Here is a 12329-nt window from a genome sequence, read left to right as displayed (position 1 = left end):
TTGCAGTTCGGTGACAGGTATGTGACGCACTAAGATGCTGGTTTAGAATGACAAAATGAAAGATGATACGCTGTGTGACAGCTTATGTGACGGAGTGTGACACAGAGAATCTGAGACGATTAACGCAGGAGGGGGCGCAGCTCGGACTGAATTTTGCGGATGAGCGGTAAAAAATGCGCGATCATTTTCGAGGTCGGAGCGCGTGCTGTCTGGGCGCCGATGTTGACGGCGGCGACGACTTTTCCGGACGAGTTATAGAGCGGCACGGCGATGGAACAGAGGCCGAGTTCGAGCTCTTGATCAATGACCGCAAAGCCCTGAGCCGCGACGACGGCCAGCTCTGTCAGAATTGAGGGCATATCTGCCTTGGTGCGCTCTGTGTAGGCAATCAACTCGGACCGTTCGAGAATATCGCGCGCTTGGTCTTGGGGCAGGTCGGCCAGTAATATGCGGCCCATGGAGGTGCAATAAGCCGGCAGGCGCGCGCCTTGGGCCAGATTGATGGACATCACTCGGCGCGTCGAGACGCGCGCGACATAAAGAATGTCGGTTCCATCGAGCACTGCTGCAGACGTTGACTCATTGGTATCCCGCGATAGCTCTTCCAAAAATGGCTGGATCAGGCGGGGTAGGGGCGTGGTGGCGAGGTAGGAATGTCCCAGCTTTAGGACGCGTGGCGTGAGCTGGAAGAACTTACCATCATAAGTGGCATAGCCTTGATGCACGAGAGTGAGCAGGCATCGGCGTGCGGTTGCGCGCTCCAGACCAGTTCTCGCGGAAACTTCGGTGATCGACATCCGTGAATGTTCCTCATCGAAACATTCGATAACCGATAGGCCTCTAATCAGGCCGTGAATGATATCGCCATCACGCATGGGAGCTTTGTCGCGTTGTCTCGGAACAAGGTCAAGCGCGGTTCCGTTGATACGCTTGTATTTTGGTGGTTCCACCACCACATAAGGCGCAATTTTCTAGGAGAAAAAATGACGCAAGATCGTGCTTATGCGCAGTATGACATCGAAAAGAAGTCCCCGATCATCGCCTATGTGCTGTGGTTTTTCCTCGGCTATATCGGTGTACACCGCTTTTACCTCGGGCGTGTGGTCAGCGGTTTCATCATGCTGGCGATGTCTGCGCTTTTTGCGCTGCTGACTTTTGTCAGCTTCGGACTGTTCGCATTTTTGTGGTTCATCATGGGCGCGTGGTGGCTCATTGATGCCTTGCTTATTCCCGGCATGATTTCACGCCGGAATAATGAGGTTGCGAACCGCGTTCTTGGACGCCGCTACTAGTTTGTAGGCTGGTTCTCGATCTTGACGTCTTCGGCCTTATTGGCCTCCGTCAGTGCCTTTTCATAGCGATCCCGGAACAAGGACGCACGTGCGAGCAGCATCAGCGTCACCGGGGTCGTGAGTGTCATGAAGACAAAAATCGCGATCTCATGGAAGACAGGACGCTCTTGGATGACGGTAAAATAGATTGCCGAGCCCAAGAGGATCAGTCCGCCACCCATGCTTGTGCCCATCGTGGGGGCATGAATGCGCAGATAAAAATCATTGAGCCGTACCAGGCCAAGGCACCCTGCAAGAGTGAGCAAGGAGCCAATAACCACGCATGCGGAAACGATGATTGCGAGCCAGAGGGGAAGGTCGGGGATCATTCGACCACCTCGCCACGCATGAGGAACTTTGCCAAGGCGACGGTGCCGACAAAGCCCAAAAGTCCGATCAGCATGGCCAGTTCAAAGTAAATTTGGTTCGCCGTGCGAATGCCCAAAGCGATCAGCTGGAGCATGGCGACGACGTATAGAGCGTCGAGCGCCAGGATGCGATCTTGGGCGCGCGGGCCCATGAACATACGATAGAGGGTCGCGAGCATCGCGGCCGCAAGCATGACCTGTGCGCTGGTAATGCTCCACATCAGAATATCGTGGCTCATTGGAATACCTCCAACAGCGGTTTCTCGTAGCGATTGCGGACGGTGTTGATCCATTCATCGGCATCAATCAGATCGAACACGTGGAGCAATACCACATTACGTTCTTTGTCGTATTGCAGCCAAGCACTGCCCGGCGTGGCGGTGACGATGCAGGCCAAGATGGCCAGGGCAAACTCATTGGTGAGTTGGAGTTCCATCTCGATGAACTCGGCCGTGGGCTTTGGTCGTCTCTGAATGAGAATAGTGAACACGGCCAAATTCGACCGGATAATGTCGAGCCCTGCAACAAAGGTCATTTTGACCAAGGGCAAGACCCGTTTGATGCGGACACGATCCGGCAGAACGGGGAGTGCGAAGTGGGGCACGGCAATCGCTATGGCGATGCCCATTATGATGTGGCCGAGCCCGGCAGATTGCTGCAGCGTGAGCCACAACAACAGCAGCATGAGCGAGAGGACAGGATAGGGGAACAGCCTGCTCATTGTGTGTTCCTCATGCTGGTGAAGACAGCGTCGATATAGGCCTGAGGCGAATGCAAGAGGGCGGCCGTGTCGTTGAGGATGTCGAGGATGGGCCCGGCAAACAAGGTCATTAGCACGCAGATGCCAATCAAGCCGATGATGGGCTGAATTTCGGCCACCCGCACCTGGATGCCTTCTTCAGGCATGGAGGTCCAGAAGATGTTGATGCCGTTACGCACCATGGCGATGAGCACCAAGAGCCCTGAAATGATCATTGCCGCAGTGTACCACCAGGTCGCCGCAGTTGGAGCATTGCTTGCGTCGAACGCTGAGGACAGCATGATGAACTTCGACAAGAAGCCAGCAAAAGGCGGCAGGCCCGCCATCAACAGGGCGATAATGGCGAAGCAGCAGCTGATCAGCGCCGTTCCGGCGGGAATGGTGGGGCTAACTTCCTGATCTTCGTCGATCTCTTCATCTTCTTCGTCGCCGTAGAATTCGAGCGAAACGGCGAGAACTTGCGCTTCCGCGGGCAAGCCTTGGTCGATGATGTCTTTGAGGAGGAACAGGGCACCCGCTGCGAGAGTTGCGACGATCACGTAGAACAGCGCGCCAGCTGTGACGCCGGGGTCGTTATAGGCAACGCTGAGCAGCAGCGTGCCTGCAGAAACGATGATCAAGTAGCTGGCGAGGCGATCGAGAGCCTTGGACTGCAGTACGCCCAAGCTGCCATAGGCAATGGTGAGAAGGCCGAGCACGAATAGCGTGTTCTGGCCGAAATCATTGCCTTCGCCAAAGACGAGGGTCCAGAGACGCAAGAGGGCATAGAAGCCGACCTTTGTCATGATCGCAAAGAGGGCTGCGACCGGCGGAACTGCTGCCGAATAGGCGGTCGGGAGCCAGAAGTGCAGGGGCCAGGCGCCAGCCTTGACGAGGAAAGCAACGCCGAGAATAGCAGCGCCTGCTTCAAACAGACCGCGGTTCTCTTCACCCAACTGCGCCGATACGCGAGCGATATCGGCCATGTTTAAGGTGCCGGTGGTGCCATAGATCAAGGCTACGCCGATGAGGAAGAGCGATGAGGCGACCAGATTGACGGCGATATAGTGCAGGGCAGGGCGGACGCGATTGCGACCACCACCATGTAAAACCAGACCATAGGACGCGGCCAGCAGGATTTCGAAGAAGACGAAAAGGTTGAACAAGTCCCCAGTCAGGAACGCGCCATAAAGACCGATGGTCAGGGCGTGGAAGAGTGGGAAGAAGTTCGTGCCATTGCGATACCAATGGGCCGATGCAAACACCAAGGCAGCAAAGGCGAGGACCGCTGTGAGCAGCACCATGATTGCGGCCAGTCGGTCCGCAACCAGCACAATGCCGAACGGTACGGGCCAATTGCCAAGCGGGTAAACGGCCACTGCCGCATCGCCAGCTAGAATGATCGAAGCGACGAGCAGTACTGCAACCAGTACGCTCATTGCGGCGAAAGCGATGTTCAATCCGACGAAACGATCGCTGCGACCATCACCAATCAGCAGATTGGTGATGACGGCGATCATCGGAATGAGGATCGGTAGAATAGCGACGTGAGCGAGATCCATCCTTAGCTCCCCTTTCCGTCGACGTGGTCATTGCCCGACAGGCCACGGGTGGCCAGCATGACGACGAGGAAAAGAGCAGTCATCGCAAAGCCGATGACGATTGCGGTCAGAACCAGCGCTTGCGGAACCGGGTCAGCATATTGAGATGGGTCGATGTTTGCTTTGTCTGTGATGATCGGTGGGGCATCCGTACGCAGGCGGCCCATCGAGAGAATGAATAGGTTCACGCCATAGGAAATGAGCGACAGACCAATGATCACCTGGAAGGTGCGAGGACGCAGGACGAGATAGGTGCCGGACGCGGTGAGAACGCCAATGGCGATGGCAAGGGTCAGTTCCATTGATCAGCTCCCTTGGTTGGCTTACGGCGCGGCGCTGAGGCAGGCTTTGGTCCACGGATGGACTGGTGGGCGAGAGCAATGAGCAAGAGCACAGTTGCGCCGACCACGAGTGTGAACACGCCAATATCGAAAATGAGAGCGCTCGCTAGCGGCACTTTGCCGATGAGCGGTATGTCGAGATAGGCGAAAGCCGTCGTGAGGAACGGATAACCGAGGGCCATAGACGCCAAACCCGTGACCAAGGCTGCCATTAGGCCCCAACCAATCCAGAGGATCGGACGGATACGGAGGCGGCTTTCAACCCAGCGAATGCCATTCGACATGTACTGGAGAATGAAGGCCAGCGACATGATGATGCCGGCAATAAAGCCACCACCTGGTAGATCATGGCCACGCAACAGCATGTAGAGCGCAATGGTTACAATGACCGGGAAGAGCCAGCGCATGATTTGGGCTGGGACGAGCATGAACTCGTTGAGCGCCTTGCGGTCGTCTTCTTCGGTTTCGGCAAAGGTGGCTTGCGCGACCTGCTGTTCAGGGCGAGAGACAGAGTCACTGGCTGGACGGAAGCGGCGCAGCAGGGCGAAGACCGTGAGCGCGACAACGCCGAGAACAGTGATTTCGCCCAAGGTATCAAAACCGCGGAAGTCGACCAGCATCACGTTGACGATATTGGTGCCACCACCCTTGGCGTAGGCGTTCTCGACGAAGTAGCGCGAGATGCCATCGACGGCGGGGCGGGTCATGATGGCATAGGCGGCCAGGCCAACGCCGAGGCCAACTGCGGTGGCAATGGCGAAGTCGCGGTGACGGCGAATGCGAACGGCCCAAGTGGTGTCTTCGGCAACGGGACTGCGTTTTGGCAGCCAACGCAGGCCAAGAAGGATCAGCACGGTCGTGGCAATTTCGGCCAGAAGTTGGGTCAGCGCCAAATCTGGCGCGGAGAACCACGCAAAGGTTAGGCAGGTCGCAAGACCCGCTCCGCCCATGAGAATGAGCGCGGCAAGGCGATGGAATTTGGCTTGCTGTGCTGCGGCCAGAGCACTGAAACCGCCCAAGAGCCAGACAATGGCCAAAATCGGATCGAAGCTCTCCGGCAGCGGCAGATTGCCCATGCGTGCCCAACCGGCGCCAAAGCCCGCGAAGAGGGAGGCGAGCACCACGATAAGCAGCTGTGTTTGCAGACGGGTGGTGCCGAGCTTTTGGACGGTGTTCTTGGCCCAACGATTGGTCGCCGTCAGCAGGAGACGCTCAAAAATACGCTGGCCGATGATGCCGCGGAACAGTGGCGCCTGATCGGTGTCGCGCAGCTGGCGGTTGTAAAGCATGTAGATGAGCACGCCGCCCGCGAGGGCAATCAAGCTCATGATCAGTGGCAGGTTGAAGCCGTGCCAGATCGACAGGCTGTAGTAAGGCACATCTTGGCCAAGTACTGAGGCTACAGCGGCAGCGAGGTAAGGTCCGATAGTCAAGCCGGGCACAATGCCGACGGCGAGACAGATGATAACCAAGAGCTCGATCGGGCGACGCATAAGCGCTGGGGGCTCGTGCGGGGTCTTTTCGAGCTCGGTGCTTTCCGGGCCGAAGAAGACGCCGTGGACGAATTTCAGCGAGTAGGCGACCGAGAAGGCGCCCGCAATCGTTGCGATGAGTGGCAGCGAGATGTTGACGAAGGGGTTCTCGTTGAACTCTGCGGTTTCGGTGAAGAACATTTCCTTGGAGAGGAAACCGTTCAACAGCGGAACGCCGGCCATGGCCGCGCAGGCAATGATCGAGAACAGCGCGGTAAATGGCATGGCCTTGCGCAGGCCCGACAGTTTGCGGATGTCTCGGGTGCCGGTTTCGTGGTCGATGATGCCCACCGCCATGAACAGCGACGCCTTAAAGGTCGCATGGTTGGCAATGTGGAAGATCGCAGCGACCGCAGCGAGCGGTGTGCCCATGCCGAGAAGTGTGGTGATCAGGCCCAGATGGCTGATGGTCGAATAGGCCAAAAGGCCCTTCAGATCGCGCTGGTAGAGCGCGACGTAAGAGCCGAGCAGAAGCGTTGCGAGGCCGGAATAGGTAACAATCCAGAACCAGAGGTCAGATTGCGACAGAACCGGCCAGAAGCGGGCGAGCATGAATACGCCCGCCTTCACCATGGTTGCGGAGTGCAGATAGGCCGACACAGGGGTCGGCGCGGTCATCGCGTTCGGCAGCCAGAAGTGGAAGGGGAACTGCGCGCTTTTGGTGAAAGCGCCGAGCAGGAAGAGGATCAGCGTGACCGGATAGAGCTCGTGCGAAACGATCAGATCGCCAGAGGCGAGAATGTCGTTGAGCTCGTAGCTACCAACAATGTGACCGATCAGCAGCAGCGCCACAAACAGGGCGAGTCCACCCGTGCCGGTAATAATGAGCGCCATGCGCGCGCCGTCGCGGGCGTCACCACGGTGATACCAATAGCCAATCAGCAGGAACGAGACCAAGCTGGTCATTTCCCAGAAAATGGCGAGTTGGATCACATTACCGGATAGCACCACGCCGAGCATGGCGCCCATGAAGGCGAGCAGAAGGGCGTAAAAACGCGGAACGGGATCGCGCGGCGACATGTAGTAGCGCGCGTAAAGAACAACCAGAACGCCGATAAAGGTGATCAGAATGCTGAAGAGCCAAGCAAGGCCATCCATGCGGAACGTGAGGTTGAGTCCTGCCGAAGGCATCCACTCGATCGTGTGTTGAACAGCCCCACCAGTTGCGATTTGTGGGAAAAAGCTGATCGTTGCCGCAAGACCCGCAGCGCAAACAGCACCGGCCACCCAGGCAACGGCATTTCGAGCAGCAGCAGGAAAGTTCAGCACCAGTGCACTGGCGATGAAGGGCACGACACACAAGAAAGCGATAGTTATGCCGGGCATCGGTTCACGCGGTTGGTCTCCAGTGTAAGGGGGCCGCTAACCTATGAGTAGAATCTTTTACCCTTGGCAGCGCTGTGCAGCCCTATTTGGCAGCAATTTGGGGCGCTATTGCAATAGCGTAGCTGGTCAATTTGATTAATTTTGTGAACAATTTTCGACAGGCAGCCCGCGAACAGTGGGCGAGTCTTATGCGCGCAGTAAAGCGTCGGCGGTTGGTCCGGCTATTCTGGGCTGAAGTTCCGCCGGAAGCTCATTTAATGGACACGGTGAGCTTATCAGGAACCCTTGGACTTCTGGGCAAAGAAGCTCAGCTAGGCAGGCAAGTTGCTCTTCAGTTTCGACCCCTTCAGCCGTGCTGGTAATGTTCATCTTCTTGGTGATTTGTGTGACCATCTCAACAACGGCGCGAGCACGGGTTGAGTGTGAAAGTTCGCGGATGAAGGATTGGTCGATCTTTACCTTGTCAAATTCAAAGCGCAGCAGGCTCTGAAGTGATGAGTAGCCCGTGCCAAAATCGTCAATTGAAAATTTAACGCCCAAGTCTTTGAAGTGTTTCAATGTCGATAGTGTTGTGTCTGACGCAGATAGAAATGCTGTTTCGGTGATTTCTAAAATAAGGCGCGACGGTGGTAGTCCAGTTTGCTCGAGGGTGGACGATATTCTGGAAGCGAGCGTAGGGTCGCGGAACTGGACAGGGGATATATTAACAGACACGCTGGTGTCTTCCTCCCAAGTCGCCGCTTGGGCGCATGCTTGATTGAGCACCCAGTCGCCAATGCTGAAGATGGTCTGGTTCGCTTCGGCGAGCGCAATAAAGGTCTCGGGGGGAATGGGGCCAAACTCCGGATGCGTCCAGCGCGCCAAGGTTTCGTAGCTGATAGGTCTGCCCGAAATGGTGCAGACGATGGGTTGGAAGACCAGCGACATCTCATTGCGTTCAAGGGCGACCGCTAGGTCGGTCTCTAGTCGTGCGTGTCGGACCCGAGTTTCGTCCAACTGCGGAAGATAGAAGCTGATTTGACCGCGTCCGTCAGCTTTGGCTTGGTATAGCGCCACATCGGCGCGTCGGATCAATTCCTCGGACGAAATCGGAGATCGCTAGACCAAGTCGCTATGCCAATGCTGACGCCAACACGTAAAGAGTTCGTCCCGATAAGGTAGGGGCGGGAGAGCTGGTCAATCAGCCATACACTAAAGCCCTGGTGGTCTTTGGCCTTGCCTAATGTGCTCATCACCGCGAACTCGTCGCCGCCAAACCGCGCGGGGAAGTACCCGTCTGGAAGGGCGGCGAGCATGCGGGCGGCGACAGCGCGCAATAGGTCATCACCAACTTGGTGACCGAGCGTGTCGTTGATGTCTTTGAATTTGTCGAGGTCGAGGAAGAAGAAGGCCATATGGCTGTCCTTCTCATCCTTCTGGCCCAACACATGCTCGAGGCGCTGGCGGAAGTGCGCGCGATTGGGCAGACCGGTCAATGAGTCATGCAGTGCCATATGGGTGATCCGCGCCTCGGCTGCGCGGACGCCAGAGATATCCTCAAAGGTTGCGAGCCATCCCCCATTTGCCATCGGCGTTTGGTTGACGGCATAGCTGTGTTTGTTGGGCAGATCGGTAATAACGAGCTGGGGGCGGCGCTTGATGACGGAGGGGGCAATAGCGTCATACAGATATTGAAAGGTGCGGTTGCCTTTCTTGCGCAGGGCGTTGATGGAAAGCCCTTCTAATTCGCTCTCGTCAATGCACGTTAAAGCGCTGAAACGGCTGTTGTAGACGGCGAGTTTTCGGTGCTTATCAAACATGCAGAGCGCGTGGCTCATATTGTTGAGTGCGGCGTCAAACCGTTCGTTCTGGACGGTCACGGACTGCATTGTGCGTGTGAGTTCGGCCGTCAGGTCGCGGAGTTTGACTTGTGTTCGATCAAGTAGCCGTAGCTTGAGTGTGAGGACGCCGACGAGGAGCGCGCCGCACCCGATGAGAATGGCTTTGAGGATTTCTGAGAAGCTTGCGATATCCTGCAATTCACGCTTGTCACCGGCATAGAGCTGAGCGGAATAGCTGGACGCTTGCGCCGCAAAACTCGCCATTTTGCTGTCTAGTCGATTGAGCGCGCGAAGGCTGGTGTGGACCAGCGCCATGTTTGGGGTGTCGCCAGAGTTTAGGGCGATATCGGCGATGTCGAGCGCTTTTTTGACCTCCGTCATGGTCTCGCCATAGCCCGGATTTGTGTGCATGAAGTTCACGACGAGGCGCTCTTCCCCGACATGATCGGTGCTGCGCTCGAACTGCTGCAAGCGGCCAATAATGATATCGAGACGGAGCCGCACATCGTCTATCGACAGCTGGCTTCCGGGCAGAGAGTACATCGCCAAGGTTTGCTCGAACCGCAGAAATTCGTTCACGGTCTGGGCGACTGCAAAGGCTACTTCATAGGGTGAGAACGTGTCGTGTGCATGCTGACGTTCAGCCTCAATTGAGCTGACGTAGTAGGTCGCTGCGGCAAACAGGACTACTGTGCCAACGAGAAGCCAATTGAGCAGTCTAATAATGCCGAGCTGGTTGGCCTCATTCGATGACAAGTTTTGCAACCTGCCAAGCTGACCGTGAATAATAGTGGTGCGTGCGTAGCTCTGGCTTGAAGTCGTACGCGTAGATTATGAACAGCGGGCCTTTGTCGCGAACGCTCATAAACTCACCATCCCGCTTGAGGGCTAGGATCGGCTTGTTGGCCTTGATGTCGTCGAACGGAATCTCGGTCATGTAATCATTGAGTGCGATGGCGGTGATCTTGGTGGCGCCCGCATTCAGCTCGCCGATTAGCTCTTCGAGGGGTATGCCCTCAAAAACGGAGGTGCCATCGAACCACGGCGTACTTGTGGTGATCGATGCAGTCATCATCGCTTCTAAGCTGGCCTGATCATAAGTGATCTCGTCCGCCTCAGACGTTGCGCCGCTGTGCCCTGATATCGTGAGAATTGGGCGGGTGTTTTCGGCAGCAAAGTTTGGGGTGATGAACAATAGTGTTGCTATTAAAGCTTGGCAGGAGGTTCGTAATACTGTTTTTGCATGGCATTAACCAGTTGCTGTTGCTTGTAGTATGTCTCTATCTTCCTAACTCGAGATTAAATATGGCGGGGTAATGCGTTGTCTGTGCTTGAGATTCTATTGGTGGATTAGTTTGTTTTAATTGTCGGAATTTGTATCAGCTAGAGCGGTTTAAGGCTCTGGCTTCCGCCTAAAACGAAAACGCCCGGACAGTCTGGGACCATCCGGGCGGTAAGGTTCAGCGATCTACGGCTTTTCAGCTCTGAAAGAACGGCTGAGTGCCATGCGCTTCAATGGCGGTCGAGATGCGGCTCAGTGCAGTCACATAGGCGGCCGTACGGACGCTGATGTTCTTGTCCTTTGCCACCTGCCAGATAGCAGCGCCTTCGCGTTCCATGATGACGCGCAGGCGTTCATGGATTTCGTCGAGTGGCCAGTAGAAGCCCTGACGGTTCTGAACCCACTCGAAGTAGGAAACAGTCACGCCGCCAGCGTTCGCCAGAATATCTGGGAGGACAATGACGCCCTTCTTGTTGAGGATCGCATCTGCCTGCGCGGTGACAGGGCCGTTTGCGAGTTCAACAACGAGCTTGGCCTTGACCTGATCGGCATTGTCGATGGTGATCATGTCTTCCATCGCCGATGGAACAAGCACGTCACAGTCAACACCGACGACGTCGTCGATTGCCGTTGCCTGGCCGTCGGCGACCAAGGAAGCGACCGACTTGCCGTTCTTCTTGGCTTCGAACAGCTTTTCGATGTCGAGGCCGTTGGCGTTGTAAACGGTGCCACCGGTGTCCGAGACAGCAACGATGATGTGGCCATCGGACGCCATAAGGCGAGCCATGTGCTGGCCGGCGTTACCAAAGCCCTGGATCGCTACGCGCAACTTGTCGGCGAGACCTAGGTCGTTGGCGAGGCGACGGACGAGATAGAAGCCGCCTCGTGCAGTCGCGTCGTCACGGCCCAGCGAACCGCCGAGAGCGATTGGCTTACCGGTGATAACGGCTGGAGTAACGGCGTCGACGATCTGGTTATATTCGTCAGCCATCCAACCCATGATCATGGAGTTGGTGTAAACGTCTGGAGCCGGAATGTCGCGATCTGGACCGATGACGCGGGAGAAAGCCTGCATGTAAGCGCGGGAGAGGCGCTCTAGCTCAGACTTGGAAAGGTCGCGTGGGTTCACCTGAACCGCACCCTTACCACCGCCGTAAGGCAGGTTCATAACCGCGCACTTGAAGGTCATCCAAAACGCCAAGGTTTCGGTTTCGTCTTCAGTGGAGTGCGGGTGGAAACGAATGCCGCCTTTGGTTGGGCCACGGGTGTCATCGTAGCGGCAACGCCAGGACAGGAAAGACTTACGCGAACCATCATCCATACGGATCATGAGGCGCATCTTATGCGTTTCACGCGGGAATTTCAGCTTTTCAAGCACGTCGGCGTCGACATCGATATGCGACGCAGCCTCATCGAGACGAACAAGGGCGCGGGACAGTAGTGTATCCGTCATGTTCTTAGCTTCCTCCTAGAACACTGCAGGTAAATGGAGTGTCACAACCCCGAAAGTCCAACTCGCAATGGACTTTGAAACGAAACCCTCGGCGGCGAAGGCGGCAGGCTGAGCACCGTGCGTCTCGCGCTTAGGGCGTCGCTGGGTTTGCGACGGATCAAGACATAGAAATTCAGCTATGGCTTGGTGATGAAGGATCATGATGGACAATTCGGTGGTCGCCGTGCCGGGGCTGTGTTCGACGTGCTTTGTGAGACCGTGTTGTGGAGGGAAATACTAACCTGACCCGCGCGCCGTGCTATTCAGCGCGGCCGCGGGCTGTAATCCTTCGACGGGGATACCCCGCAAAGGCTCCACAATGATCTCTGCCATATGAGCCAACATGGCGCGAACATGTCTAAAGTATGAGACGCTGTCAACGATCAACGTACCGGCGGGTACGGAGAATTCTTAATACTATCGAGGGGTTAGGATGGCTTCACGCCGAAGAATTGAAATGACAGAAGTACTTACCTATCTTTGTTCAAGTGCAGGGG

General features: G+C 56.3%; 12 protein-coding genes. 1 reads left to right on the top strand and 11 read right to left on the bottom strand.

Going from position 1 to position 12329, the window contains the following annotated elements; translation table 11 throughout:
* Positions 1-119: 119 nt before the first annotated feature.
* On the bottom strand, positions 120-875 hold the full coding sequence (locus H4N61_RS12250) for an IclR family transcriptional regulator (protein WP_182394115.1): 756 nt from the start codon (positions 873-875) through the stop codon (positions 120-122).
* On the opposite strand from H4N61_RS12250, the gene H4N61_RS12245 reads away from it, so the two are divergent.
* Positions 852-1292 carry a TM2 domain-containing protein gene (locus H4N61_RS12245; protein WP_248306515.1) on the top strand — a complete coding sequence of 147 codons (441 nt, stop codon included), beginning with the start codon at positions 852-854 and terminating at the stop codon, positions 1290-1292. The genes H4N61_RS12250 and H4N61_RS12245 overlap by 24 nt on opposite strands.
* Here the strand turns inward: H4N61_RS12245 and mnhG are convergent.
* The 10 genes from mnhG to H4N61_RS12195 form a co-directional block, all read right to left on the bottom strand.
* The gene (gene mnhG / locus H4N61_RS12240; RefSeq protein WP_182394114.1) at positions 1289-1660 is read right to left on the bottom strand and encodes a monovalent cation/H(+) antiporter subunit G; all 372 of its coding nucleotides are present in this window, start codon (positions 1658-1660) and stop codon (positions 1289-1291) included. The two genes, H4N61_RS12245 and mnhG, sit on opposite strands and share 4 nt — an antisense overlap.
* Entirely contained in the window at positions 1657-1938 is a 282-nt protein-coding gene (locus tag H4N61_RS12235; RefSeq protein WP_169196421.1) for a K+/H+ antiporter subunit F, read from the bottom strand. The genes mnhG and H4N61_RS12235 overlap by 4 nt, the downstream gene beginning before the upstream one ends.
* Entirely contained in the window at positions 1935-2420 is a 486-nt protein-coding gene (locus H4N61_RS12230) for a Na+/H+ antiporter subunit E (protein ID WP_169196420.1), read from the bottom strand. The genes H4N61_RS12235 and H4N61_RS12230 overlap by 4 nt, the downstream gene beginning before the upstream one ends.
* The gene (locus tag H4N61_RS12225; protein WP_169196419.1) at positions 2417-4000 is read right to left on the bottom strand and encodes a monovalent cation/H+ antiporter subunit D; all 1584 of its coding nucleotides are present in this window, start codon (positions 3998-4000) and stop codon (positions 2417-2419) included. The genes H4N61_RS12230 and H4N61_RS12225 overlap by 4 nt, the downstream gene beginning before the upstream one ends.
* A gap of 2 nt (positions 4001-4002) precedes the next feature.
* Complete coding sequence (locus H4N61_RS12220) at positions 4003-4341, bottom strand: Na+/H+ antiporter subunit C (protein WP_169196418.1); 339 nt, start codon at positions 4339-4341, stop codon at positions 4003-4005.
* Complete coding sequence (locus H4N61_RS12215) at positions 4332-7238, bottom strand: monovalent cation/H+ antiporter subunit A (protein WP_169196417.1); 2907 nt, start codon at positions 7236-7238, stop codon at positions 4332-4334. Before H4N61_RS12215 ends, H4N61_RS12220 begins: the two co-directional genes overlap by 10 nt.
* Positions 7239-7424: 186 nt before the next feature.
* The gene (locus H4N61_RS12210; protein WP_282567632.1) at positions 7425-8294 is read right to left on the bottom strand and encodes an EAL domain-containing protein; all 870 of its coding nucleotides are present in this window, start codon (positions 8292-8294) and stop codon (positions 7425-7427) included.
* A gap of 14 nt (positions 8295-8308) precedes the next feature.
* The gene (locus H4N61_RS12205) at positions 8309-9814 is read right to left on the bottom strand and encodes a diguanylate cyclase (RefSeq protein WP_182394112.1); all 1506 of its coding nucleotides are present in this window, start codon (positions 9812-9814) and stop codon (positions 8309-8311) included.
* Positions 9801-10253, bottom strand: coding sequence for an oxidoreductase (locus tag H4N61_RS12200; RefSeq protein WP_210257053.1), 453 nt, complete (start codon positions 10251-10253; stop codon positions 9801-9803). Before H4N61_RS12200 ends, H4N61_RS12205 begins: the two co-directional genes overlap by 14 nt.
* A 283-nt stretch (positions 10254-10536) precedes the next feature.
* The gene (locus H4N61_RS12195; protein WP_169195090.1) at positions 10537-11793 is read right to left on the bottom strand and encodes a Glu/Leu/Phe/Val dehydrogenase; all 1257 of its coding nucleotides are present in this window, start codon (positions 11791-11793) and stop codon (positions 10537-10539) included.
* Between the last annotated feature and the right edge of the window lie 536 nt (positions 11794-12329).

This window comes from Devosia sp. MC521, assembly GCF_014127105.1.
Lineage (GTDB): Bacteria > Pseudomonadota > Alphaproteobacteria > Rhizobiales > Devosiaceae > Devosia.
This window is presented reverse-complemented; position numbering and strand designations above follow the sequence as displayed.